The 24,756-nt window shown below is 53.9% G+C and carries 22 protein-coding genes and 1 other annotated feature; of the genes, 5 read left to right on the top strand and 17 right to left on the bottom strand.

The genetic code is table 11. The annotated features are described in order from the left end of the window. Positions 1–183: 183 nt before the first annotated feature. Positions 184–1,368: a multidrug efflux MFS transporter EmrD gene (gene emrD / locus AC6I4B_RS00110; protein WP_497768581.1), complete on the top strand. Its 1,185-nt coding sequence runs from the start codon at positions 184–186 to the stop codon at positions 1,366–1,368. On the opposite strand, the gene dsdC is transcribed toward emrD, so the two are convergent. Beyond that, the gene (dsdC, locus tag AC6I4B_RS00105; protein WP_497768579.1) at positions 1,365–2,306 is read right to left on the bottom strand and encodes a DNA-binding transcriptional regulator DsdC; all 942 of its coding nucleotides are present in this window, start codon (positions 2,304–2,306) and stop codon (positions 1,365–1,367) included. The genes emrD and dsdC overlap by 4 nt on opposite strands. A gap of 229 nt (positions 2,307–2,535) precedes the next feature. Here dsdC and dsdX point away from each other — a divergent pair, with 229 nt between their 5' ends. From dsdX to AC6I4B_RS00090, 3 genes are read left to right on the top strand one after another with little or no spacing between them, the layout of a single operon-like run. Continuing rightward, complete coding sequence (gene dsdX / locus AC6I4B_RS00100; RefSeq protein WP_497768578.1) at positions 2,536–3,873, top strand: D-serine transporter DsdX; 1,338 nt, start codon at positions 2,536–2,538, stop codon at positions 3,871–3,873. Between the two features lie 17 nt (positions 3,874–3,890). Beyond that, a complete protein-coding gene (gene dsdA, locus AC6I4B_RS00095; protein WP_497768576.1) occupies positions 3,891–5,213 on the top strand; it encodes a D-serine ammonia-lyase in 1,323 nt (440 codons plus the stop codon). After that, positions 5,179–5,346 (top strand): hypothetical protein, encoded by a 168-nt coding sequence (locus AC6I4B_RS00090; protein ID WP_497768575.1) that lies wholly within the window; start codon positions 5,179–5,181, stop codon positions 5,344–5,346. The genes dsdA and AC6I4B_RS00090 overlap by 35 nt, the downstream gene beginning before the upstream one ends. A gap of 155 nt (positions 5,347–5,501) precedes the next feature. Here AC6I4B_RS00090 and AC6I4B_RS00085 read toward each other — a convergent pair whose 3' ends face one another. From AC6I4B_RS00085 to ibpA, 8 genes are all read right to left on the bottom strand, one after another. Next, the gene (locus AC6I4B_RS00085) at positions 5,502–5,864 is read right to left on the bottom strand and encodes a DUF202 domain-containing protein (RefSeq protein ID WP_497768573.1); all 363 of its coding nucleotides are present in this window, start codon (positions 5,862–5,864) and stop codon (positions 5,502–5,504) included. Beyond that, a complete protein-coding gene (locus AC6I4B_RS00080) occupies positions 5,854–6,201 on the bottom strand; it encodes a YidH family protein (protein WP_497768572.1) in 348 nt (115 codons plus the stop codon). Before AC6I4B_RS00080 ends, AC6I4B_RS00085 begins: the two co-directional genes overlap by 11 nt. A 162-nt stretch (positions 6,202–6,363) precedes the next feature. Further along, entirely contained in the window at positions 6,364–7,617 is a 1,254-nt protein-coding gene (locus AC6I4B_RS00075; RefSeq protein WP_497768570.1) for an MFS transporter, read from the bottom strand. Between the two features lie 52 nt (positions 7,618–7,669). Beyond that, a complete protein-coding gene (locus AC6I4B_RS00070) occupies positions 7,670–10,747 on the bottom strand; it encodes a beta-galactosidase (protein WP_497768568.1) in 3,078 nt (1,025 codons plus the stop codon). A gap of 167 nt (positions 10,748–10,914) precedes the next feature. Further along, positions 10,915–11,985, bottom strand: coding sequence for a LacI family DNA-binding transcriptional regulator (locus AC6I4B_RS00065; RefSeq protein ID WP_497768567.1), 1,071 nt, complete (start codon positions 11,983–11,985; stop codon positions 10,915–10,917). 214 nt (positions 11,986–12,199) lie between these two features. Beyond that, positions 12,200–13,861 carry a putative transporter gene (locus AC6I4B_RS00060; RefSeq protein WP_497768565.1) on the bottom strand — a complete coding sequence of 554 codons (1,662 nt, stop codon included), beginning with the start codon at positions 13,859–13,861 and terminating at the stop codon, positions 12,200–12,202. Positions 13,862–13,997: 136 nt separating this feature from the next. Next, a complete protein-coding gene (ibpB, locus tag AC6I4B_RS00055; protein ID WP_497768563.1) occupies positions 13,998–14,426 on the bottom strand; it encodes a small heat shock chaperone IbpB in 429 nt (142 codons plus the stop codon). Positions 14,427–14,533: 107 nt separating this feature from the next. Then, complete coding sequence (gene ibpA / locus AC6I4B_RS00050) at positions 14,534–14,947, bottom strand: small heat shock chaperone IbpA (protein WP_015343937.1); 414 nt, start codon at positions 14,945–14,947, stop codon at positions 14,534–14,536. Continuing rightward, positions 14,941–15,015, bottom strand: a sequence feature (ROSE (Repression Of Heat Shock gene Expression) occurs in the 5'-region of heat shock genes and acts as an RNA thermometer to modulate expression.). Its footprint overlaps the gene before it by 7 nt. Positions 15,016–15,257: 242 nt before the next feature. Between ibpA and AC6I4B_RS00045 the strand changes: the two genes are divergently transcribed. Continuing rightward, positions 15,258–15,587, top strand: coding sequence for a YceK/YidQ family lipoprotein (locus tag AC6I4B_RS00045; protein WP_497768562.1), 330 nt, complete (start codon positions 15,258–15,260; stop codon positions 15,585–15,587). A 1-nt stretch (position 15,588) separates the two neighbouring features. Here the strand turns inward: AC6I4B_RS00045 and AC6I4B_RS00040 are convergent, their stop codons facing one another. The 8 genes from AC6I4B_RS00040 to dnaA form a co-directional block, all read right to left on the bottom strand. Next, positions 15,589–16,815 (bottom strand): YidR family protein, encoded by a 1,227-nt coding sequence (locus AC6I4B_RS00040; RefSeq protein ID WP_497768560.1) that lies wholly within the window; start codon positions 16,813–16,815, stop codon positions 15,589–15,591. Positions 16,816–16,946: 131 nt separating this feature from the next. Further along, complete coding sequence (gene yidA, locus AC6I4B_RS00035) at positions 16,947–17,759, bottom strand: sugar-phosphatase (protein ID WP_497768559.1); 813 nt, start codon at positions 17,757–17,759, stop codon at positions 16,947–16,949. 121 nt (positions 17,760–17,880) lie between these two features. After that, complete coding sequence (locus AC6I4B_RS00030; RefSeq protein ID WP_497768557.1) at positions 17,881–18,282, bottom strand: YidB family protein; 402 nt, start codon at positions 18,280–18,282, stop codon at positions 17,881–17,883. An 85-nt stretch (positions 18,283–18,367) separates the two neighbouring features. Further along, on the bottom strand, positions 18,368–18,502 hold the full coding sequence (locus tag AC6I4B_RS00025; protein ID WP_497768556.1) for a hypothetical protein: 135 nt from the start codon (positions 18,500–18,502) through the stop codon (positions 18,368–18,370). A 49-nt stretch (positions 18,503–18,551) separates the two neighbouring features. Beyond that, on the bottom strand, positions 18,552–20,966 hold the full coding sequence (gyrB, locus tag AC6I4B_RS00020; RefSeq protein WP_497768554.1) for a DNA topoisomerase (ATP-hydrolyzing) subunit B: 2,415 nt from the start codon (positions 20,964–20,966) through the stop codon (positions 18,552–18,554). A gap of 28 nt (positions 20,967–20,994) precedes the next feature. Beyond that, on the bottom strand, positions 20,995–22,068 hold the full coding sequence (gene recF, locus AC6I4B_RS00015; RefSeq protein ID WP_497768553.1) for a DNA replication/repair protein RecF: 1,074 nt from the start codon (positions 22,066–22,068) through the stop codon (positions 20,995–20,997). Between the two features lie 154 nt (positions 22,069–22,222). Then, the gene (dnaN, locus tag AC6I4B_RS00010) at positions 22,223–23,323 is read right to left on the bottom strand and encodes a DNA polymerase III subunit beta (RefSeq protein ID WP_497768551.1); all 1,101 of its coding nucleotides are present in this window, start codon (positions 23,321–23,323) and stop codon (positions 22,223–22,225) included. A 4-nt stretch (positions 23,324–23,327) separates the two neighbouring features. Then, positions 23,328–24,725 (bottom strand): chromosomal replication initiator protein DnaA, encoded by a 1,398-nt coding sequence (gene dnaA, locus AC6I4B_RS00005; protein WP_497768550.1) that lies wholly within the window; start codon positions 24,723–24,725, stop codon positions 23,328–23,330. Positions 24,726–24,756 lie beyond the last annotated feature (31 nt).

The following is a 24,756-nucleotide window of genomic DNA, read 5'->3' as shown; positions in this document are numbered from 1 at the left end:
TGTTCTACGTCAGTGGCAACAATTGTTGCCGTTAGACGTGTATAAATCCTGCCTGCTAACTACATTTCATTTACATGTTTGATAGTTAAATAACCGCTTCGGTGTGGTAGATTCCTCTCGCATTTAGCGCATTACCTAGACATTTATTCTTATAAACCCATTTTTTATAAAGTTATCGGCGAGATGAAAAGGCAGAGAAACGTCAATATTTTATTGATGCTGGTGTTGCTTGTGGCTGTCGGACAGATGGCACAAACCATTTATATTCCCGCTATTGCGAAGATGGCGAGCGATCTCAACGTCCGTGAAGGGGCAGTGCAAAGCGTGATGGCGGCCTACCTGCTGACCTACGGCGTTTCGCAGCTATTTTACGGCCCATTGTCTGACCGTGTAGGCCGTCGCCCGGTGATCCTTACCGGGATGTCGATTTTTATGCTGGCCACGGTGGTGGCGATCACCACCCACAGCCTGACGGTGCTGATTATCGCCAGCGCCTTACAGGGCATGGGGACGGGCGTCGGCGGGGTGATGGCGCGAACGCTACCGCGCGACCTGTATGAAGGCAGCCAACTTCGCCACGCCAACAGTTTGTTAAATATGGGTATTCTGGTTAGCCCCCTGCTCGCTCCGCTGATTGGCGGCGTGCTGGAAACCACCTGGAACTGGCGCGCTTGCTATGGTTTCCTGCTGGTGCTGTGCGCTGGCGTCACCTTTAGCATGGCACGCTGGATGCCGGAAACACGCCCAACCGGAGCACCGAAAACGCGGCTAATCACCAACTATAAAACGCTGTTCGGTAACAGCGGTTTTACCTGCTATTTGCTGATGTTGATCGGCGGTTTAGCCGGTATTGCGGTGTTTGAGGCCTGTTCAGGCGTGTTGATGGGCGGCGTGCTGGGGCTGAGCAGTATGATGGTCAGCGTCCTGTTTATTCTGCCGATTCCGGCGGCGTTTTTTGGCGCATGGTTTGCCGGACGGCCAAATAAACGCTTCCCGACCATGATGTGGCAGGCGGTCATTTGCTGCCTGTTGGCGGGGCTGCTGATGTGGATCCCAGGCCTGTTGGGCATTATGAATATCTGGACGCTGTTAGTGCCCGCCGCGCTGTTCTTCTTCGGCGCGGGGATGCTGTTCCCGCTGGCGACCAGCGGCGCGATGGAGCCGTTCCCGTTCCTCGCAGGTACGGCTGGGGCGTTGATCGGCGGCCTGCAAAATACCGGCTCTGGCGCGCTGGCGTGGCTGTCGGCGATGATGCCGCAAACCGGGCAAAGCAGTATTGGCCTGTTGATGACGCTGATGGGGCTGCTGATTTTCCTCTGCTGGCTGCCGCTGGCCTCGCGCTTCGCTCACCACCAGCAGGTCGTCTAATCATCGTTTTGAGGCTGCGCCAGTGTGTGCAGCCAGCCAATAAACGCCTCGATTTTCGGCCACTGCCGCCCTGGCAGGGTCGTTATGTAATAGTGCTGATGGCATTTCAGTGCCATCTCACCAAAGGGAGCAACCAGCTCCCCGCTATCGAGGCGTTTTTGCACCAGCCGTTTACGCCCCATCGCAACACCAATATGGTTCATGGCGGCAATCACCGCTAAATCCGAACGATCGAAGCCAATCCCAGACGATGTCGGCAAATTAACCCCAAAATGTTGCGACCAACTGTGCCATTCATCCGTGCCGGAATCATTACTCCACGCCTGCCTGTCGTGCAGCAAAGTGCAGTGAGATAAATTGATGCGAGCCGCCGTTAAGCCAAAGCGGCGGGCATATTCAGGGCTGCATACGGGAAGAATCGCCTCATCCATCAGAAAATGGTGCGTCAGTTGCGCCGACGGCGCGTCGTCAAAATAGAGCGCTAAATCAATCCCCGCGCGTTGCAAATTCACATTGTCGTTGCCGGTGAGAATCGTCAGCGAGATAGACGGATAACGGCGGGTGAAATCCCCCAGTGCGGGAACCAGCCAACACTGGGCGATGGAAGGCCGCGAGTACACGGTTAGCGTGCCAGATAGCTCCTGATTTTTAATATCGAGAATTTCCTGGTTCAGGGTATCCAGCGACGATTTCAGCGCCCAGAACACGCGCTTTCCCTCATGCGTTAGCTCCACTTTGCGATGCGAGCGCACGAAAAGCTGAATCCCCAATTCGTCTTCAAGCTGGTTCATTCGATGGCTCACCGCACTTGGGCTGAGCGAGAGTTCTTCCGCTGCCAGCGCAAATGACTGGTGTCTTGCCGCGACTTCAAAGGTGTGCAGTTTTGAGAGTTGCCAGCCGTTGAGTAAACGGTTTCTGACCTCACGAGGGGTATCCATAACGGCCTCATTGACTTTAATCAGCAGCCTGAAGTGTAAAAAAACAGGCCGCAAAAACCAGCAAAAAGATGAACCAGAGTGAACCACATCGCAATTTTGCGCCATTTTTCGATTCAAATCACCTTGTTGATTCAATCTGGCTCATGTGAGCGCGTAATTATATCGTTTGTCAGCCGACGCCGTTTTTTTGTCCAATAAAGCCCATGTTAACCACAGAGCCAGGTGAGATATGCACGCTCAAATTTGGGTAGTGAGCACGCTGCTAATCAGCATCGTGTTAATCGTTCTGACCATCGTAAAGTTTAAATTCCACCCATTTCTGGCGCTGCTGTTAGCCAGCTTCTTTGTGGGCGCCATGATGGGTATGGGGCCGCTGGAAATGGTCAACGCCGTTGAGAGTGGCATCGGCGGCACGTTAGGCTTCCTCGCTGCCGTTATCGGTCTGGGGACGATTCTGGGCAAAATGATGGAAGTGTCGGGCGCGGCGGAGCGTATCGGGCTGACGCTTCAGCGCTGCCGCTGGCTTTCTGCCGACGTCATTATGGTGCTGGTCGGCCTGATTTGCGGCATCACCCTGTTTGTGGAAGTAGGTGTAGTACTACTTATCCCGCTGGCATTTTCGATTGCCAAGAAAACCCACACCTCATTGTTAAAGCTGGCGATCCCTCTGTGTACCGCACTGATGGCGGTGCATTGCGTCGTGCCGCCCCATCCGGCAGCGCTGTTCGTGGCGAATAAACTGGGGGCGGATATTGGTACGGTTATCGTCTACGGGTTGCTGGTTGGGTTAACGGCGTCGTTAATCGGCGGGCCGCTGTACCTGAAATTTATTGGCAAACGCCTGCCTTTTAAGGCCGTACCCGCAGAGTTTTCTGACCTTGAAGTTCGTGATGAAAAAACGCTGCCTTCGCTCGCCGCCACGCTGTTTACCGTGCTGCTGCCTATCGCGCTGATGCTGGTCAAAACCGTGGCCGAACTGAACATGGCGAAAGGCGGCACGCTGTATACCCTGCTGGAGTTTATCGGCAACCCGATAACCGCCATGTTTATCGCCGTTTTCGTGGCCTATTACGTGCTTGGGGTGCGCCAGCATTTGAGCATGGGCGAAATGCTCACGCACACTGAAAACGGGTTTGGCTCTATTGCGAATATTTTGCTGATTATCGGTGCAGGCAGTGCATTCAACGCCATTCTCAAGAGCAGCGGTCTGGCCGACACGCTGGCGCTGATTCTCTCCAATATGCATATGCACCCGATTCTGTTGGCCTGGCTGGTTGCACTTATTCTTCATGCGGCGGTGGGTTCTGCTACGGTCGCGATGATGGGCGCAACGGCGATTGTCGCCCCGATGCTGCCGCTTTATCCCAACGTAAGCCCGGAGATCATCGCTATTGCTATCGGTTCCGGCGCAATTGGCTGCACGATTGTTACCGATTCCCTGTTCTGGTTAGTGAAGCAGTACTGCGGCGCTACGCTGAATGAAACGTTCAAATACTATACAACGGCAACATTTATCGCATCTGTCGTTGCACTCGCGGCTACATTCTTGCTTTCCTTTATCATCTAAGCGCAAAGAGACGTACTATGGAAAACATTCAAAAACTCATCGCTCAGTATCCTTTAGTTGAGGGTCTGGTTGCTCTTAAAGAAACCACCTGGTTTAACCCTGCCACCACTTCTCTTGCGGAAGGTTTACCGTATGTTGGCCTGACGGAACAAGACGTTAGCGCAGCACACGACCGCCTGGCGCGCTTTGCGCCGTATCTGGCGAAAGCCTTCCCGGAAACGGCAGCCACCGGCGGAATTATTGAGTCCGACGTGGTGGCGATTCCGGCAATGCAAAAACGCCTGGAGCAAGAATTTAAGCAGAAAATCGACGGTGAGATCCTGCTGAAAAAAGACAGCCATCTGCCCATTTCCGGCTCTATTAAAGCCCGTGGCGGCATTTATGAAGTGCTCACCCATGCCGAAAAACTGGCGCTGAACGCCGGACTGCTCACTACCGAAGATGACTACAGCGTGCTGCTCTCGCCGGAATTTAAACAGTTTTTCAGCCAGTACAGTATCGCGGTGGGTTCTACCGGTAACCTGGGGCTGTCGATTGGTATCATGAGTGCCTGTATCGGCTTTAAAGTGACGGTGCATATGTCTGCCGACGCTCGCGCATGGAAAAAAGCCAAGCTACGCAGCCACGGCGTAACGGTGGTGGAATATGAAGAAGATTACGGCGTCGCGGTTGAGCAAGGCCGTAAAGCCGCCGAGTCCGACCCGAACTGCTTCTTTATCGATGATGAAAATTCCCGCACGTTATTCCTCGGCTATGCCGTCGCCGGGCAGCGCCTGAAGGCACAGTTTGCCGAGCAAGGCCGAGTGGTTGATGCCGAACACCCGCTGTTTGTTTATCTGCCGTGCGGCGTCGGCGGCGGTCCTGGCGGCGTGGCCTTTGGCCTGAAGCTGGCGTTCGGTGATAACGTTCACTGTTTCTTCGCCGAGCCAACCCACTCTCCGTGCATGTTGCTGGGCGTTTACACCGGCCTGCACGACGCCATTTCGGTGCAGGATCTCGGTATCGATAACCTGACGGCGGCAGATGGACTGGCGGTTGGGCGGGCATCTGGTTTTGTGGGGCGCGCAATGGAACGCCTGCTCGACGGTCTGTATACGCTGGATGACCAGACAATGTACGACATGCTGGGCTGGCTGGCGCAGGAAGAAGGCATTCGCCTGGAACCATCGGCATTAGCCGGAATGGCGGGCGCACCGCGCGTTTGCGGTTCAGAGGCGTATCAGCAAATGCATCATTTCAGCGAGGCGCAGCGCAACAACGCCACGCATCTGGTGTGGGCGACCGGCGGCGGTATGGTGCCAGAAGATGAGATGGCGCAGTACCTGGCAAAAGGACGTTAAAATTGCCGGATGGCGCTTCGCTTATCCAGCCTACGGGCGGGTTGTCGGCCTGATAAGGCGTAAGCCGCCATCAGGCGTTGCGGTGACAGTGCCGGATGGCGCTTCGCTTATCCAGCCTACGGGCGGGTTGTAGGCCTGATAAGGCGTAAGCCGCCATCAGGCGTTGCGGTGACAGTGCCGGATGGCGCTGCGCTTATCCGGCCTACGGACGGGTTGTCGGCCTGATAAGGCGCCAGCCGCCATCAGGCGTTGCGGTGACAGTGCCGGATGGCGCTACGCTTATCCGGCCTACGTCATATTCCAGAAAAAGAGCATCAGTTGGCGAATATGAGTGACGGCAAACAGTATGGCGAGAGATAGCACCGCAAGAGCGATAAGAAATTTATCGCGCACCACGCTCGGTTGGGCAAAATCGCTTTGCGTGACGTCCATCAGATTACGATTGCGGGTATATTGCCAGAGGATAAACGCCACGATAGCCAGCACGCCGATAGAGATCCAGAACAGCATTCCGGCCTGATGCCAGTTGTGTTTGAGCGCCAGCGCCATCAGCGCGCCATAGCCAAGCAAGGTACGAAACCAGGCCAGCGATGTGCGCTCTGGCTGAAGCCCAGGGTCAGCCTGACGCCGGGCTTTGCGACTATCCAGCATACAAAACCAGCGCCATCACAATCGCGGCAACAAAGGTCAACACCACGCTTATCACCAGCAAACTGCGGGTGTAAGGCAAATCCTCTTTCAGGCGCATCGCCTTTTCATTTCGCAGCCAGCGCAGATAACCGTAAATCGCCAGGCCGCCTGCAAACAGGCACAGCATCAGCGCTAACGCTTCGCGAATAACCGGTGTCGCGAAGTCTGGTGCTAACTGGTCAAGCCCTACGCCTGCCGCCAGAAAACCCAGCGAGGTGCGAATCCAGGCTAAGAATGTACGCTCGTTGGCCAGCGAGAAACGGTAGTCAGGTGCTTCCCCAAGGCGGGAAATCTTCATCTTTGCTCCTTAGTTCAAAACCCCGCTGATTCTACCTGACCACTCGCGTTCTCCCAATAATTTAGCGCGGTAGGGGTGAAAACCTCCGTTTACACTCGCATTATTTCCCGAAATCCGCCGACTAACGGCGGAAATACCGAGCGCGTTATCTATTTTTTAAATTCAGGCTTGCTCACCGATTTGTGCGGAATGACGAGAAAAGGGTTTCGCACCGCTAAGGGTAAAGACAGAAATTAGCGTAAAGCTCAGAGCAATAATCCCCAGCACCAGATAAGCGCCCTGAAAACCGATACTTTCGTACATATTACCGGCCAGAACGGACATGAACATCATGGCTAACTGTTTGAAGAAACAGAAGCACACCAGATAAATTGTGGCAGAGAAACGCACCTCAAACTGGCTAGTAATGTATTTGAAACAGCCCACAATCAGGAAAGGTATTTCAAACATATGTAACGTTTTGAGGATCACCACTTCCAGCGCAGAAGTGGCAAAAGAGGAGCCGATAATTCTCACTGACATAATAGCGCCCGCCAGTAGCAGAGCGTTTTTGCCGCCGATGCGGTTCACAATCAACGGTGCAAAGAACATGATGCAAGCGTTAAGTAATTCCCCCATCGTGGTGACGTAGCCAAATACTCGCGTGCCTTGCTCACCTGAGGCAAAAAATGAGGTAAAAAAGTTGGCAAACTGTTGGTCAAATACATCGTAAGTACAGGAAACACCGACAACATACAGCGAGAGGAACCAGAGTTTAGGCTGTTTAAATAACTCCAGCGCCAGTTTCAGGCTGAAGGCGGAATGATTGGCTCCGACGGCATCCGCTACCTTTGCAGAAGACGGGGCTTCAGCTTTAGAAAAGAACAGCAGCATAGCCAGAATGACCGCACAGCCCGATCCCAGCCAGAAAACAAATTGGTTGTTGATGGTGAACATAATTCCGGCAATGGAGGCGCACAGCGCCCAACCAACGCAGCCGAACATACGCGCGCGACCAAATTCAAAATGGCTTCGGCGGCTGGCTTTTTCAATATAGGCTTCAATGGCGGGCGCCCCGGCGTTGTAAATAAAGCCCAGATAAACACCGCCGACAATAGAGCCGAGTAAAATATTGAACTGTAACAACGGGCCAAAAACGTAAATAAAGAACGGGGCAAACATAACCAGCATCCCCGTAATCACCCATAGCAGATGTTTACGCAGGCCAAGTTTATCGGAAAGCAGGCCAAAGACGGGCTGGAAAAGCAGCGAGAAGAAAGAGATGCAGGCAAAGATAACGCCAGTATCCCCTTTACTGATATGGTTTATATCGTGTAACCAGATAGGGAAGAAGGGAAAATACGCCCCCATAATAAAAAAGTAAAAGAAGAAGAAAAAGCCGAACATCCAAAAGTTAGTGTTTTTTAAATAATACATAATCGACTTCCTTACGAAAAATAAGGGCAGGACACAGCCTGCCCGATTATTTTTAACCCCAGATGATCTGGTAGTGATATTGTCCGGCGCTCAACAGATATTCCGGCGAAACGGAAGGGCTCCACGAGTCATCCCCGCCCACGCCCATGTGGAAACCATCAAGATTAAGCCAGGTTCCCGCCTCTGGTTGCAGCAGATGGCGATGGCTGGTTTCCATCAACTGTTCCTGGCTGTAGCGGCTGATATTGAACTGGAAGTCACCACGCCACTGATGCGCACCGTAGCGTAGCTCGCGTGTTCCACAGCGCAGGCCGTTTTCACTCGGGAAGACGTAGGGGGTGTACATCTCATCAAGCGGAAGATCCCATCTGGCAAAGCAGGCCGCGCTCAGGCGATCCGGGTAGTTCTCATGCGGGCCAAGCCCTAACCAGTTCACCCGCTCGGCTATCTGCGCCAACTGGCAGCTCAGGCCAATACGCGCGGGATGTGGCGTTCCGTGGGCAATATCGACATCCACCGTTATCCGCATTTCACCGCGCCCATCGATGCGGTAGGTTTTACGGCTGATAAACAGCGTTTGCCCTTCGTACTGCCAGGCGTGTGCGGTAGTAATCAGCACCCCATCGGACAGCGCTTCAGCTTCACAAACCAGCCGTTGTGGCTCGGCGCGGTAGTGGCCAGCGGCTTTCCAGCGTTCAACCCAGGCGTTAGGATCAATACGTGTGACTTCACTGACGCCAATATCGTTATCCAGCGGCGCGCGGGTGAACCGATCGGTTAACGGGGTTAGCAACTGTGCTTTATCATGAATCCAGTATTGGGTGAGCAGGCCTGACTGACGGCTGAACTCCCAACGTTTATCGTTCACTATCGCCGTGAATGCGCTCTCGCTAACGGCGAGCTGTGGCGTTGCGCTGGCGCGAGGTGCGGGCGTCAGGCTGAGTTTCTCCTCCAGCTTCCACTGCTGCCAGGCGCTGATATGTCCGGCTTCTGACCACTCGGTGGCCTGAGGTTGCTCGACGCGTACCGTCAGCCAGAGCTGACCGGCGGTTTCCGGCATTGGGCATTCCGGCAGCGTGATTATCTGGCGACCCTGCGGGGCAATATCCAACGCCACCTCTCCGCTCGCCAGCAAGTTGCCCTCCAGGGCGATAGACCAGTGCAGAATTTCGTTATCACTGCGGCGGAACAGATATTCACTGGTGATTTCAATCCTGCGCTCGCTGCCCGGCAGCAGCGTAAACTGGAAAAACTGCTGCGCGTGTTTCGCTTCATACAGCGACGGATGGGGCGTGCGATCGGCAAATACCAGCCCATTCATGCAGAACTGGCGATCGTTCGGTGTGTCGCCAAAGTCACCGCCGTAGGCAGACCACGGATTGCCATGCTCATCATATTTTGTCAGCGATTGATCGACCCAATCCCAGACGAAACCGCCCTGCAAGCGGGGATATTGACGGAACGCTTGCCAGTATTTGGCGAAGCCGCCGAGGCTGTTGCCCATCGCATGGGCGTATTCACAAAGAATGAGCGGGCGCTGCTCGCCCGGTAAAGAAAGCCACTTCTTAATTGACCATTTGGGTACGGCCGGGAACGGCTGATCCTGGTCAACACGCGCATACATCGGGCAAATAATGTCAGTGGCCGCCGTATCCGCGCCGCCGCCTTCGTACTGCACCGGACGAGAGGGATCTTCAGATTTCAACCACTGATACAGCGTGTCGTGGTTCGCACCGTGACCGGATTCATTACCCAGTGACCAGATGATAATGCTCGGATGATTACGATCGCGTTGCACCATGCGTGTTACGCGCTGGCTCATGGCGGGCAGCCAGTCAGGGTCATCGGTCAGGCGATTCATCGGCACCATGCCGTGGGTTTCGATATTGGCCTCATCCACAACATACAAGCCATAGCGATCGCACAGGGTGTACCACAGCGGATGGTTTGGATAATGCGAGCAGCGCACGGCGTTAAAGTTATTCTGCTTCATCAGCAGAATGTCCTGCACCATCGTCTTTTCATCCATCACCTGCCCTTTTTCCGGGTGATGTTCATGGCGGTTAGTGCCGCGTATCAGCAACGGTTTGCCATTGAGTAACAGCAGGCCATTTTCAATGCTGACCTGGCGGAAACCCACGTCGCAGGCTTCGGCTTCAATCAACGTACCATCGGCGGTATGTAACTGCACGACGGCACGGTACAGATTCGGCGTTTCGGCGCTCCACAGCGCCGGATTCTCAACATGCAAACGCAGCGTGGTGCGATCAGCGTATTTGCCGCGCTCATCAATAATCTCGCTGCCTAACGGGGCAGTTGCGTCGCCGGTCAGCGTTTCGCCCTGCCACAATTGCAGGCTGACGCGTAAATCATCGCGCGGTTCGCCTGCAATTCTGACTTCGGCCTCCAGCACGGCACGGCTGAAATCGTCATTAAAACGGGTGTTGATGCGCAGATCGCGGATTTGCGTCACGGGTTTATGCAGCAGTGAAACGTCGCGGAAAATACCGCTCATGCGCCACATGTCCTGATCTTCCAGATAGCTGCCGTCGCTCCAGCGCAGTACCATTACCGCCAGCCGGTTTTCACCGCTGGTCAGAAAATCGCTGAGGTCAAACTCCGAAGGCAGGCGGCTGTCCTGGCCGTAGCCGACCCAGCGTCCATTGCACCACAGATGAAAGGCAGAATTTACGCCATCAAAAATAATGCGCGTCTGCCCCTCTTGTAGCCAGTCGTTATCCACATTAAATGTGAGCGAGTAACATCCAGTGGGATTCTCAGCCGGAACACTCGGAGGGTTAACCGGGAACGGGTAGGTGATATTCGAGTAGATTGGCGCATCATAACCGCTTAATTGCCAGTTAGACGGCACAGAGAGGGTATCAGCCTGCGCTAAATCACTCACAAGCCAGCTTTCAGGTACGGCTTCCGGCGAGGAAAACCAGGCAAACTTCCACTCACCGTTCAGCGAGCGTAATTGCGCTGAGCGGCAGTTTTTACGGGCATCATCCGCTGAGCGCCAGCTATAAAATGGCGGGTGAGCCTCCAGACGATTGAGCTGCGTTACGCCGGGATTTTCCCAGTCGCGGCGTTTCAGTACGGCGGCGAGTGAATCCGTGTTCAGGGTCATGGCTGTATCCTATTTGAATTTGTTATCCGCTCACAATTCAAATAAACATACGGGGGAGGCGATTCTCTTGTAAAGGCGAGGATGGATAATCAGTGAACCGACTCACAGAAATTCAGGCGTACGCATTTTTAGGTAGCCCTTTGACCAGGAGCCTATTCCACCAGGCTCTAAAGGCGAGAAACCTGGCGCGCCAACTGCATCAGCGACTCGGCCAGCGCCTGAGCAGTGGCCGGCTGGGTGTTCGGCGGGAGAACCGTTTTTCGCTCGACCAGCGTAACTGGTAAAAGCAGATTGCCGAGGGAGGCCTCGCCCTGAGAAAGCTGTAATAGCTTATCGACGCTGGTTTGCCCCAGCAGCGGGAAATTCTGCTTTATTGTCGTCAGCGGCGGGATAAAACAGGCGCTGTCTTCGGTGTCATCATAACCAATGACCGAGATGTCGGCCGCAACCCGCAGGCCAAATTCGGTGATAGCCCGCATCGCGCCCAGCGCCATCTGATCGTTGGCGACCAGTATCGCGCCTGGGATATTACCGTCGTTCAGCATCTGCATCGTTTGGTTGAAGCCGGACATCGCGCTCCAGTCGCCTTCCATTTCCGCCGTGGGTTGTAGCTGGTAGTGCGCCAGATATTTATGCCAACCCGCGCGTCGAAGTCTTGCAGAAACCGAAGTGTGCGGCCCCGCTAACAGGGCGATATGTTGATGCCCATGCTGAACCAGGTGTTCTACGCCCAGGCGCGCGCCATCGTCATGGGAGAAAATCACGCTGTTCACCGGCGTCTTATCACAAACATCCAGAAACAGCACCGGCACGGCGCCGCAGGCGTCGGCAACGGCAATCGCTTCTTCTTCATCAAGCGGATAGTTGATGATAAGCCCAGTCACACGCTGTGAAAGCAGGTTATGTACCGCCGCTTTACACGCCTGCACACCGCTGCGCTCAACCATCGCAATGACCACGCTGGCTCCGGACTGATCGGCGCGAGATTTAATCGCGGCAACAATTTGCGAGGGGGCATGTAGGGCAAGGTTAGCGGTCACCACGCCGATAAGCGGCGTTTGCTTACCGGCTAGCTGCTGGGCAACGCGGTTGGGAATGTAATTGAGCTCCGCCATGGCGGCCTCAACTTTTTGACGGGTCTTCTCGGAAACGTGGTTCGCCTGATTCACAACGCGGGAGACGGTCTGGTAAGAGACACCTGCATAGTCTGCGACATCGTATAGCGTTACCGGTTTCACATTTATCACCCTGATTTCTGCGTTATCTGCGCGTTATGATGCCACATCATGGACGGTTTTGCGGCATTGTTCTGTGAGGCGCATTGCGCGAAAACAGGGCTTAAAGCAAACGGATTCCAGATGACCGGCACCTTGATGATGCCGGTCTGGGGGGGGTTAGTGCAGTTCAGGCCAGTAGTCTTTATTCGCTTTGATGAGATCATCAAAACAGATGTTATCCAATCCCCCAGAACAGCACCGCCAGAAGCTGGGGAGTGATAATGCGCAGGAACATCACCAGCGGGTAGACGGTGGCATATGAGAGCGCAGCGGCGCCGCTGGTTGCGTGAAGGTTATTGGCAAACGCCAGCGCTGGCGGGTCAGTCATGGAACCGGCGAGCATCCCGCACAGGGTCAGGTAATTCATTTTGGCAAAAATACGCGCCAGAATACCGACCGTGAGCAGTGGAATACCGGTGATAAAAATACCGTAGCCAATCCAGCTTAGCCCTTCACCATGCAGCAATGTATCGACAAAATCACCACCAGATTTCAGCCCAACCACCGACAAAAACAGCACGATTCCCAGCTCACGCAGCGCCAGGTTGGCGCTGGGTGGCATAAACCAGTACAGCTTACCGATGCTGCCGATACGCCCCAGAATCAGCGCCATAATCAGCGGCCCTCCGGCCAGCCCCAGCTTTAACGCCACGGGGAAACCGGGGATAAACAGCGGGATAGATCCCAGTAAGACGCCAAGCCCAATACCAATAAACACCGGTAGCATCTGTACCTGCTGTAGCTTTTGCTGGGCGTTCCCCAGATCAGAAGCCACGGCCTCAATGGCAGCCGGACGACCAACAAGATTGAGAATATCGCCAAACTGGAGGCTGGCATTGCTGCTGGCAACCAACTCAACACCCGCGCGATTTAAGCGAGAGATAACCACGTCATAGCGCTGTTTATAGTGCAGATCGCGGATTTTCTTGCCTAATACCTTCTCGTTCGTTACCACCACCCTTTCGACTTTCAGATCCGTGCCTCGCGTTGATAGCGAGGTTTCCACCTCTTTACCAATCACCAACTGGGCGTTGTGTAAATCCGCCGCCTCGCCCACTAAATGCAACAGGTCACCGGTTTCAATAAGGGTTGTCGGAGACGGAACCATCAGCGTTTCGCCCCGTTTCAGGCGCGAACAGATGATTTTGTCGCTATTGATAACCGGTATGTCCTGAATCGCCATCCGGTTCAGGTTCGGGTTTTCAACCCGAATGTTGATAGTCTTGAGGTGCGAGTGGTTGCTCCCCGTCTGCTCATCAAACTGCTGCGCCTCCTTGTCCACATTCACGCGAAAGAACAGGCGAATCAGCCACATGGTGAGCAAAATACCGCAGATACCAAAAGGATAAGCCATCGCGTAGCTCATCCCCATTTGATCCACCACGCTGAACGGTTCTCCGAGATCGCGCAGTATCTGCTGCCCAGCCCCCAGCGCCGGGGTATTGGTCACCGCACCAGAAAAAATCCCCAGCACTACGGGAAGTGGAATCGCAAAGATTTTATGCAACAGCGTGGTGACCAGGCCACCGAGGATAACAATCAGAATGGCGAATAAATTTAGCCGCAGGCCAGATACCCGCAGCGAGGCAAAAAACCCCGGCCCAACCTGGATGCCGATGGTGTACACGAACAGAATCAGGCCAAATTCCTGAATAAAGTGCAGCATCGGGCTGCTTAGCGTAATACCGGCCTGTTCGACAAAGTGGCCCACAATAATGCCGCCAAACAGAACACCGCCAATGCCAAAGCCAATACCACGGATTTTAATATTACCAATCCACAGCCCGACAACCGCAACCAGCGCCAGTACGCTTACCGTCAATGCTATCTCACTCATCTTTTTTTCCCTGTGAATAACATTATGAACACTGCGGATTATGACCGAACCACTGACGGCTGTATGTCGCGCGCCGCACATTAATCAACGGGCACAAAAAAGCCCCGACTCGCGGGGCTTAGTGAAGAAAAATCGATTAGCTATCTAACGCTGGGCGTTCGCTAATGGCGATACGCTGCGGGGCGATGGCTTCCGGTTCGTTGCGGGTTAAATCGATATGCAACAACCCGTTAGTGAAGGTTGCACCGGAGACTTCCATATTCTCAGCCAGTGTAAAGCTGAGGCTAAAAGCCTGAGTCACCAGCCCCTGATGCAGCCATTTTGTCTCTTTTTCCTGCGGCTGAGGCGTGCCTTTCACAGTCAGGCGTGTGCCTTCAAGCTGAATGTCCAAATCTTCCTGACGGAACCCCGCTAACGCCAGCGTAATGCGGTAGTGGTTATCGTCGCTTTTTTCGATGTTATACGGTGGGAAGGTTTGGCCTTCGCTGGTGCTTTGCAGCGCGTTTGCCAGTTTGTCGAAACCGATCCATTGACGCAGCAGTGGGGATAAATCGTAGTTACGCATTGTGTTTCTCCTTCTAAGAAGCGAGTGATGTCCTGCGGACGGTTATCCGCATAGGCTCCCTGACGGCAAGCCCGTTGATTTACAGGGCCGCGAACGGCCCAGCAAAATTAATTAATTTCGATACGGCGCGGTTTATTCGCTTCTGGAATCACGCGTTCCAGTTCGATATACAACAGGCCGTTCACCAGGTTAGCACCACGCACGTGGATGTTTTCCGCTAACTGGAATTTGCGTTCAAAGTTGCGCTCGGCAATACCTTGATAGAGATAGGTACGTTCTTTTTGCTCAGCGGCATGAGCGCCTTTCACTACCAGCATGTTGTCCTGGGCGGTAATTTCCAGCTCGCTTTCGGCAAAGCCAGCCACAGCGATCGCGATGCGATAGTGGTTTTCGTCAACCAGTTCAACGTTGTACGGAGGATAGCCACCGTTGCTTTGCGTTTGATTGTTTTCTAACAGGTTGAACAGACGGTCAAAACCAATGGCAGAACGGTATAACGGAGATAAATCAAAATTACGCATAGTTACTGGCTCCTGAATATCAGCGAGAAATGTAAAACCTTCCATCATGGACAGGCTAAATAACCCCGAACACCCCGCAGGCGTGCTCTTCTTGGCTACACCTAAAAAATGAGGTGAAAAGTGTATATTTCAAGTCCCTGAATCGACTTTTTTTGCACTTTCTCTGAGAAAGCTTAAACTGGGTAAGAGCACAAAAGGTCAAAGTGCGACCATCGCCACAGAGCGGTAAGCCGGAGCTTTCTATTTTGGCTGCGCCTAGCTATAACCCAAAGGACGGGCTTTTTGGTCCCATGACGATGAAGAACTCATTATGAAAAATGTTCTGCTTAAAGCGGCACTGGTTGGGGGAATATTCTTATCGGGAGGATGTTCCAGTGTCATGTCGCACACCGGTGGCAAAGAGGGAACTTACCCAGGTACGCGCGCCAGCGCTGCCATGCTGGGTGATGATGACAACGGCTGGGCGACAAAATCATTTGTCGCCCTCGATATGCCGTTTACCGCCGTGATGGATACAGTGCTGTTGCCGTGGGATTTCTTCCGCAAGGACAGCTCCGTGCGCTCTCGCGTTGAAAAAAGCGAGCAAGAGACGCTGGCGACTAATTCCGTTATCCCGCCAGCGCCGATGCCTGCGCCTTAAATTAACGCTCGGTTTCGGTTATCCATAGCTGGCGGAAGCCAGCAACGTCTTCCATCCAGGCAATAGAATGGCCATCGGGTGAAAAGACCACCGCATCTGCCGACGGTGGATTTCCGTGATCGGTGGTCAAAAATATCACCGCCCCCGTCAACGCATCACACAGCGCAATGCGCCCTTCCAGCACAAAACCTAGCCAGTTTCCTGACGGATGCCAGTTAAACGCCGATTGAATATCCGAGGCATTATGGGTGAGTTGCCGTGGCTCGCCGCCCTGTGGCGACACCAGCCAGAGCTGCACAACCCCGTTATCGTCGCGCATCAATACGGCAATCTGAGTGCCTTGTGGGTTACAGCGCGCCCAATGGCGCGGCACGTTTACCAACCCTGGATACGCGCGCTGATGCGTAAAGGTTAACCGCCGCTGGCGCACGCCTGCGGGCGGTGCGGGGAGTGTGGTTTCCGTGCCTTGTAGCGGTGCATCGCCTGGCTGCTTCCAGCCCTGCGCGTCATGCGGTAGTTCGACCAAAAACAGCTCCGGCACTTTCTCACCGGCAAGCGAAACGGTATCGCCAATAAAGGCCAGCGCCTGCGAGCCAACCCACCCCTCTTCATAAGCTCGATTAATTTCATCGCTGCCAGGCTGTGGCTGCACTGTCGTGTGGCTCACCAGCACACACCAGTGGCTGCCGCCGTAGGCACGCGGATGCTGCCCGCGTGGAGCAACGGGGCCATATGGCACGGCAACACCCACGTTACGTTGATCCCGCGCGGGGTCATATTCATGCATCACATGGTCGTTGTAGGTAAAGCTGACAAACTGCCCGCACGGGCTGTAGACGTGAACATGGCTACCGCCACGCAGTGCGCCAGCCGTATAAGGCGCCGTGATATCCATCGCATCAAGATTATGTGCTTCGCCTTGCGCGACGACGACGCCACGGCGATGATGGAAGTCATACTGCCACTGCGCATCTGGCTTTTCCGGGCCATGAATAAAAACGTACTGGTCTTGCGTCGGATGCACCGTAACCACGCCGACATGCGCCCCTTCAGGCGCACGATAAATAACCTCAACCTCACCGGTTTGCACGTTCACACGTTCGATTGTCTCGCCGGTAAACGACGCGCCGGAAGGACGCACGTCAAACGCCAGCCACTGGCTGTCTGCCGTCCAGGTATTGGTGTTGGTCAGTTGATGATTTCGAGGGGCGAAAGTGAGCTGTTTCATAAAGGGACTCTGAGCGCTGAGATACCCGCCATCATACTGCACAAAAACGGGGGTTTCAGGCTTTATGTGTTGGATAAAAAAACCCGCAACAGGTGCGGGTTTTTGTGCGTTTGGCCTGGAAACGACGGCGCTTAGTTCAGCACAAATTTCTCGATGGCATAGGCAACGCCATCTTCGAGATTAGACTTAGTGACAAAGTTAGCGGCTTCTTTGACCTTTGGAATGGCGTTATCCATTGCCACGCCAACGCCCGCGAACTCAATCATCGCGATGTCGTTTTCCTGGTCACCAATCGCCATAATTTCTTCTTGTTTGATACCCAGCACATCGGCCAGCGATTTCACGCCCGTGCCTTTGTTGACGCGCTTGTCGAGAATCTCCAGGAAGTATGGTGAGCTTTTCAGTAAGGTGTATTTCTCTCTCACTTCGTCAGGAATACGCTCGATCGCTTTATCGAGAACTTCCGGGTCGTCGATCATCATCACTTTCAGAAACTCAATGGACGGGTCCATTTTCTCTGCTTCGCAGAACACCAGCGGGATGGTCGCAATAAAGGACTCATGCACTGTGTAATAGCTGATATCTCGGTTGGCGGTGTACAGCGTATGGCGGTCGAGCGCGTGGAAGTGGGAGCCAACTTCGCGGGAGAGTTGCTCCAGGAAGCGGTAGTCATCGTAGCTCAAGGCAGTTTGTGCAACCGTACTGCCGTCGCCCGCTTTCTGCACCAGCGCACCGTTATAGGTAATGCAGTAATCTCCAGGCTGATTCATGCCCAGCTCTTTCAGGTAGCTATGCACCCCCGCGTAAGGACGGCCAGTGGTCAAAACCACGTTAACTCCTTTTGCACGCGCGGCGGCAAGCGCGCTTTTTACCGCAGGAGAAATAGTGTGGTCCGGCAACAGCAATGTTCCGTCCATGTCGATTGCAATCAGTTTAATAGCCATGAGATCCCCAGGTTAAATGAGCCCTGACTCATGCTAACGCGATTCCGCTCAAAAAACAGCAGCGATAAAGGCTTAAAACGGGGATGCAACGCACATTGCGCGCTCCCCTTTTAGTCCGCGGTTAGCCGAACAGCTTACCGTTCTTCAGAAGATCCATGCCCGCAGACAGCAAATCGTTGTGTGCCTGTGAGTCTACTTCACCCTTTGGTGACAGCGCATCGATGATTTTCGGCAGGTATTCCGCCAGCATGGTAGAAGCAGAGCTGGCATCGGTTCCAAGTCTTTCACCCAGATCCGCAACGGCCGGTGTGCCGAGCGCCGAGACGACCTGCTCGCTGCTAATTGATTGATTACTTTGTTGGTTGCTAATCCAGGATGACACGATATCACCCAGCCCGCCGCTTTGCAGTTTCTCCAGCAACGCCTGAATACCGCCCTGTTCGTTTACCCAGCTCAAGATAGCCTGATATTTTCCCGCATCGCCGCTAAGCAGCGAGCCCACTACATCATCAAAAAGTCCCATTTTTCCACCTCGGAATGACGGTTAACAGAAGATGTAGAGAAGTATAGTTCGTGGGTGACAGGCATAAAAAAACACCTGAAAAAAATCAGGCGTTTTTAATCTGTAGACCAGATAAGCACAGCGCCATCAAGCGGCGCAGTGCAGAGTTGCCGGATGGCGGCGATGCCTTATCCGGCCTACAGATATTGCGAAACCGTAGGCCTGATAAGCGTAGCGCCATCAGGCAGATGGCCGGATAGAGGCGTAAACGCCTTATCCGGCCTACAGGGTTAGATATCGATGTTCGCCGCTTTCAGGGCGTTTTCTTCGATAAAGGCACGACGAGGTTCAACGGCGTCGCCCATCAGCGTGGTGAACAACTGGTCTGCGGCAATCGCGTCTTTCACGGTAACGCGCAGCATACGACGGCTGTTTGGATCCATGGTGGTTTCCCACAACTGCTCTGGGTTCATTTCGCCCAGACCTTTATAACGCTGAATGGAGAGGCCACGACGGGACTCTTTCACCAGCCAGTCCAGCGCTTGCTCGAAGCTCGCCACCGGTTGACGGCGTTCGCCACGTTCAATGAACGCGTCTTCTTCCATCAGGCCGCGCAGTTTCTCGCCCAGCGTGCAGATACGGCGATATTCGCCACCGACAACAAACTCTTGATCCAGCGGGTAGTCGGTATCCACACCGTGCGTACGCACACGGATAATCGGCTCGAAAATGTTCAGTTCGCTGTTTTCGCGAACATCAAACTTCCACAGGCTACCGTGCTGTTCGTTCTCGTTCAGCTCTGTCACCAGCGCATTAACCCAGCGAGTTACTTTCTGCTCATCGGACAGGTCTTCTTCCACCAGCGTCGGTTGGTAGATAAGCTCTTTCAGCAGCGCTTTCGGGAAGCGACGCTCCATGCGGCCAATCATTTTCTGCGTTGCGTTAAATTCGGCGACCAGTTTTTCTAACGGTTCGCCAGCCAGCGCTGGTGCATGAGCGTTGGTGTGCAGCGTTGCGCCATCAAGGGCGATGGAGATTTGATACTGATCCATCGCTTCATCATCTTTGATGTACTGTTCCTGCTTGCCTTTCTTCACTTTGTACAGCGGTGGCTGTGCAATGTAGACGTGGCCACGCTCAACGATTTCCGGCATTTGACGGTAGAAGAAGGTCAACAGCAGCGTACGGATGTGTGAACCATCGACGTCCGCATCGGTCATGATGATGATGCTGTGATAGCGCAGTTTGTCCGGGTTGTACTCATCGCGGCCGATACCACAGCCCAGCGCGGTAATCAGCGTTGCCACTTCCTGAGAGGAGAGCATCTTGTCGAAGCGCGCCTTCTCAACGTTAAGGATTTTACCTTTCAGCGGTAGAATCGCCTGGTTCTTACGGTTACGCCCCTGTTTTGCAGAGCCGCCCGCAGAGTCCCCTTCCACGAGGTAAAGTTCGGAGTGAGCCGGATCGCGCTCCTGGCAGTCAGCCAGTTTGCCCGGCAGGCCAGCTAAGTCCAGCGCGCCTTTACGACGGGTCATTTCGCGGGCGCGACGTGCAGCTTCACGCGCACGTGCGGCATCGATAATTTTGCCCACAACGATTTTGGCGTCAGACGGGTTTTCCAGCAGGTATTCGCTCAGCAGTTCGTTCATCTGCTGTTCTACCGCCGTTTTCACCTCGGAAGAAACCAGTTTGTCTTTGGTCTGTGAGGAGAATTTCGGGTCTGGCACTTTAACAGAGACAACAGCAATCAGGCCTTCACGCGCATCGTCACCGGTAGCGCTGACTTTCGCTTTTTTGCTGTAGCCTTCTTTGTCCATGTAGGCGTTCAGGGTACGGGTCATCGCCGCACGGAAGCCTGCAAGGTGAGTACCGCCATCACGCTGTGGAATATTGTTGGTGAAGCAGTAGATATTTTCCTGGAAGCCATCGTTCCATTGCAGCGCAACTTCAACGCCGATACCGTCTTTTTCGGTAGAGAAATAGAAGATATTCGGGTGGATTGGCGTTTTGTTTTTGTTGAGGTACTCAACAAACGCTTTGATGCCGCCTTCGTAATGGAAATGGTCTTCTTTGCCGTCACGCTTGTCGCGCAGACGAATGGAAACGCCGGAGTTCAGGAATGACAGCTCACGCAGGCGTTTTGCCAGAATATCGTATTCAAACTCAGTGACGTTGGTGAAGGTTTCATGGCTTGGCCAGAAACGTACCATCGTACCGGTTTTTTCAGTGTCGCCCGTCACCGCCAGAGGAGCCTGCGGTACGCCGTGCGCATAAATCTGACGGTGTACTTTGTTATCACGCTGGATAACCAGCTCCAGCTTCTGCGACAGGGCGTTAACTACGGAAACGCCTACGCCGTGCAGACCACCGGACACTTTATACGAGTTATCATCAAATTTACCGCCTGCGTGCAGAACGGTCATGATAACTTCCGCCGCAGAGACGCCCTCTTCCGGGTGAATACCGGTTGGGATACCACGGCCGTCATCCTGTACGGAGACGGAGTTATCGCTATGGATGGTGACAACGATGTCTTTACAGTAACCTGCGAGCGCTTCGTCGATAGCGTTATCCACAACCTCGAATACCATGTGGTGCAGACCGGTGCCGTCATCCGTGTCGCCGATATACATACCCGGGCGCTTACGCACCGCATCCAGTCCTTTCAGGACTTTGATACTGGAGGAGTCATAAGAATTCGACATCAACGTTTCTCGCTCATTTAAACTTGGGTTAATCGGTTATTTTACCCTTTTCCACGGTAAACATCTTCGAATTTTCGTCCGACATGTCTAGAACGTGTTCAGCGCTAATGGCGCTGACGAAAACCTGTGATTGCGTGGCTTTTAAACGACTGGCCAACAGGCCGCGCCGCGCGTCATCAAGTTCCGAGGCAAAATCATCTATCAGGTACAGGCAGCGTCGCCCACTTTCGCGGGTTAGAAACTCACCCTGTGCCAGGCGTAGCGCGCACATCAGCAGCTTAAGCTGCCCGCGCGACAAAGTATCTTCCACCGGCGCACCGTCGGCGCGAATGCGGAAATCTGCCTTGTGCGGGCCATGTGCGGTGTAGGTCAACATACGGTCGCGTTCGAAGTTCCGCTCTAGCACCTCGGCATAATCAGTCTCTTTTTCCCAGCCGCGCTGGAAAGAGAAGGTGAGAGAGAACTCTGGAAGAAATTGTTTGCAGGTATCCGCCATATCTTCAGCGATACCGGTGCTATATTCGGCTCGCCAGCGGCTAATTTGCTCGGCGAGCGGGATCAGTTCTTTATCCCACGGGCGTAGCTGTTCATAGCGGCTTACCTGACGTAGCGCGGCGTTGCGTTGTTTCAGCAAACGCTTGAGGTTGCTCCAGGCGGTAAAAAACCCGGCTTCATTGTGAAAGCATCCCCAATCAAGGAACGCTCTCCTGTATTTGGGGCCGCCGTTGAGTAAAGTAAAGCCTTCCGGCGTAATCAACTGCATCGGCATCAGGAGCGCCAGTTCAGCGACCTTGTGGCCGTCAGTGCCGTCAATGCGCACCTTGCTGTCACCCAGCTTATCCTTAGTCAGGCCAATTGCGGTTTCCCGCTCTTCGCCCTGCAAACGCCCGTGCAGAACAAACGACTCCTGCTCGTGACGAATAACGCGACCAATCTGCAAACTGCGAAACGCCCGGCCATGACCGAGCGTATAGATGGCTTCCAGCACGCTGGTTTTGCCGCTGCCGTTTGCGCCAACCAGGAAGTTAAAGCCGGGAGATAAGGCAAGATCCGCGCTTTCAATGTTGCGGAAATCTTTAATAAGCAGTCGGGATAGCGACATGATCAGCTCATATCCAGGGCGTTATCGTCGCAATTAGTCTGGTTACGGCCAGCGCACAGCAACCGGAGCGTACTGGTGTACGTCCAGAATACTTCGTATTTTGTACGAGCACTGCCCGGAGCCAGAATAACAAGTAAGATAGCCCGATATTTTTCTACAGACGCATTGGCATGACAACATACGCCGCACTTTGGCTCGCCGCATCTTCAATTTGTACGCTGGAAACCGAGTCGGTCAGCAGAATACGCACGGTTTCGCACTTCAGCGCGTTCAACACATCCAGCACGTAACTGACGTTAAAGCCGATTTCCATCTCGGTGCCACCGTAGGTGACATCAAGAATCTCTTCCGCTTCTTCCTGCTCTGGGTTGTTCGCAGTGATTTTCAGCTGATTTTCATGCACAAACAGACGCACACCACGGAATTTCTCGTTCGAGAGAATCGCCGCACGGGCAAACGCCTGCTTGAGAATATCGCAGCCCGCTTCGAGGTGTTTATCCGGGTTCTTCGGCAATACGCGGCGATAATCCGGGAAACGGCCATCAACCAGCTTGGAAGTGAAGATAAAATCACCCACGTGAGCGCGAATGTTGTTGCTGCCAATCTGCACGCGCAGTGGCGTATCCCCCCCGTCGAGCATACGCATCAGCTCAATCACCCCTTTACGCGGGACGATAACCGAGTGGCTCGGCAGAGATTGGCCTACCGGCATGGAACATACCGCCAGGCGGTGACCATCGGTGGCAACGGTACGCAGTTCTTCACCTTCGGTTTCAAACAACATGCCGTTTAAATAATAACGTACGTCCTGATGCGCCATCGAGAATTGGGTGGCTTCAATCAGGCGTTTCATCGTCGCCTGTGGCAACGTGAATTCCACGTCACTCTGCCAGTCGTCGAGGTTCGGGAAGTCAGCGGCAGGCAGCGTAGACAGCGAGAAGCGGCTACGACCAGAGCGCACCAGCATCCGGTCGCCTTCCAGTTGAACGGCGATTTCCGCGCCTTCCGGCAGCCCACGACAAATGTCGAAGAATTTACGTGCCGGAACGGTAGTCGCACCCGGCTCATGTGCCTGTAGCAGCGCCACGCGCGCTACCATTTCCATTTCCAAATCGGTACCGGTCAGCGACAGTGTGCCGTCTGCCACCTGCAACAACAGGTTACCCAGAATCGGCAATGTCGGACGCCCGCCTAACGGGCCACTCACCTGTTGTAACGGTTTTAATAAATGTTCACGTTCTACGGTAAATTTCATAGGATCACGACGACAATGTTCTGATTAAATTGGAAAAGTCTTCTTTGATATCGTGGCTTTCTTCACGCAGTTGCTCAATCTTACGGCAGGCGTGAAGCACGGTGGTATGGTCACGGCCACCGAATGCGTCGCCAATTTCCGGCAGACTATGGTTGGTGAGTTCTTTCGCCAACGCCATCGCCATCTGGCGCGGACGCGCTACCGAGCGAGAACGTCGCTTGGAGAGTAAGTCCGCCACTTTAATTTTGTAATACTCCGCCACCGTCTTCTGGATGTTGTCGATGGTAACCAGCTTTTCCTGCAACGCCAAAAGGTCGCGCAGCGCTTCGCGTACGAAATCGATGGTGATAGCCCGGCCAGTAAAGTTGGCATTGGCGATAACGCGGTTCAGCGCCCCTTCAAGTTCACGCACGTTAGAGCGTAGACGCTTAGCGATGAAGAACGCCACCTCGCCAGGCAGACGAATGTCATTTTCGTCCGCTTTTTTCATCAGGATAGCGACGCGAGTCTCAAGCTCTGGTGGTTCAATCGCCACCGTCAGGCCCCAGCCAAAGCGGGACTTAAGGCGATCTTCTACGCCGTTAATCTCTTTCGGATAACGATCCGAGGTGAGAATAATTTGCTGATTACCTTCCAGCAGGGCGTTAAAGGTGTGGAAGAACTCTTCCTGAGATCGCTCTTTATTAGCAAAGAATTGAATGTCATCGATAAGCAGCGCATCAACGGAGCGGTAGTAGCGTTTAAACTCTTCGATCGCATTGTTTTGCAAGGCTTTAACCATGTCCTGCACAAAGCGCTCGGAGTGCATATACACCACTTTCGCGTTCGGTTTACGGGCAATAATTCCATTACCCACCGCATGCAACAGGTGCGTTTTACCCAAACCTGTACCGCCATACAGGAACAGCGGGTTATACGCACCGCCTGGGTTATCCGCCACCTGGCGTGCCGCAGCGCGAGCCAGTTGGTTCGATTTACCTTCAACGAAGTTATCAAAGGTATGCTTAACATTGACGTTGGAACGGTAAGACGGTTCCGCAGGGGCTGGGACGTTATCCCAACCGGCGCGCGGCGCTGGTACTGCTCGTGGCGTGTGCACCTGCGTCATTTGCGCCGGGGCGCTAACGCTCGCCGTTTCTCTTAAGGTATGAGTGACCGGTTTAGTTCCCACCTCAAAACGCAGCTGCGGGGCGTCTGCGCCGCAGAAATCATTCAACAGGCCGTTGATGTTATTGAGGTATTTATCTCTCACCCAATCAAGCACAAACCGGTTTGGCGCATACAAAGCCAGCGTGTTATCGCTCAGTTCCGCCTGCAACGGGCGGATCCACATGCTGAATTCTGTGGCTGGTAACTCATCCTGCAATCGGGCAAGACATTGCTGCCAAAGCGAAAGTGACACGGCGGACTCCACTCGAAAAAAAGTCGATACA

It is taken from the genome of Kluyvera fluvialis (genome assembly GCF_059725275.1).
Note: the sequence above shows the minus strand (reverse complement) of the source record. Positions and strands in the feature narration are given on the sequence as shown.

Excerpts from the sequence above, each read along its gene's own strand:
- AC6I4B_RS00060 (WP_497768565.1), bottom strand. The coding sequence starts at position 13,861 with ATGAGTGAGATAGCATTGACGGTAAGCGTACTGGCGCTGGTTGCGGTT.
- recF (WP_497768553.1), bottom strand. The coding sequence starts at position 22,068 with ATGTCGCTATCCCGACTGCTTATTAAAGATTTCCGCAACATTGAAAGC.
- gyrB (WP_497768554.1), bottom strand. The coding sequence starts at position 20,966 with ATGTCGAATTCTTATGACTCCTCCAGTATCAAAGTCCTGAAAGGACTG.
- dsdA (WP_497768576.1), top strand. The coding sequence starts at position 3,891 with ATGGAAAACATTCAAAAACTCATCGCTCAGTATCCTTTAGTTGAGGGT.
- AC6I4B_RS00025 (WP_497768556.1), bottom strand. The coding sequence starts at position 18,502 with ATGGCGCTACGCTTATCAGGCCTACGGTTTCGCAATATCTGTAGGCCG.
- AC6I4B_RS00030 (WP_497768557.1), bottom strand. The coding sequence starts at position 18,282 with ATGGGACTTTTTGATGATGTAGTGGGCTCGCTGCTTAGCGGCGATGCG.
- dnaN (WP_497768551.1), bottom strand. The coding sequence starts at position 23,323 with ATGAAATTTACCGTAGAACGTGAACATTTATTAAAACCGTTACAACAG.
- AC6I4B_RS00090 (WP_497768575.1), top strand. The coding sequence starts at position 5,179 with ATGAGATGGCGCAGTACCTGGCAAAAGGACGTTAAAATTGCCGGATGG.
- dsdC (WP_497768579.1), bottom strand. The coding sequence starts at position 2,306 with ATGGATACCCCTCGTGAGGTCAGAAACCGTTTACTCAACGGCTGGCAA.
- dsdX (WP_497768578.1), top strand. The coding sequence starts at position 2,536 with ATGCACGCTCAAATTTGGGTAGTGAGCACGCTGCTAATCAGCATCGTG.
- AC6I4B_RS00045 (WP_497768562.1), top strand. The coding sequence starts at position 15,258 with ATGAAAAATGTTCTGCTTAAAGCGGCACTGGTTGGGGGAATATTCTTA.
- yidA (WP_497768559.1), bottom strand. The coding sequence starts at position 17,759 with ATGGCTATTAAACTGATTGCAATCGACATGGACGGAACATTGCTGTTG.
- AC6I4B_RS00070 (WP_497768568.1), bottom strand. The coding sequence starts at position 10,747 with ATGACCCTGAACACGGATTCACTCGCCGCCGTACTGAAACGCCGCGAC.
- ibpA (WP_015343937.1), bottom strand. The coding sequence starts at position 14,947 with ATGCGTAATTTTGATTTATCTCCGTTATACCGTTCTGCCATTGGTTTT.
- ibpB (WP_497768563.1), bottom strand. The coding sequence starts at position 14,426 with ATGCGTAACTACGATTTATCCCCACTGCTGCGTCAATGGATCGGTTTC.
- AC6I4B_RS00085 (WP_497768573.1), bottom strand. The coding sequence starts at position 5,864 with ATGCTGGATAGTCGCAAAGCCCGGCGTCAGGCTGACCCTGGGCTTCAG.
- AC6I4B_RS00040 (WP_497768560.1), bottom strand. The coding sequence starts at position 16,815 with ATGAAACAGCTCACTTTCGCCCCTCGAAATCATCAACTGACCAACACC.
- emrD (WP_497768581.1), top strand. The coding sequence starts at position 184 with ATGAAAAGGCAGAGAAACGTCAATATTTTATTGATGCTGGTGTTGCTT.
- AC6I4B_RS00075 (WP_497768570.1), bottom strand. The coding sequence starts at position 7,617 with ATGTATTATTTAAAAAACACTAACTTTTGGATGTTCGGCTTTTTCTTC.
- AC6I4B_RS00080 (WP_497768572.1), bottom strand. The coding sequence starts at position 6,201 with ATGAAGATTTCCCGCCTTGGGGAAGCACCTGACTACCGTTTCTCGCTG.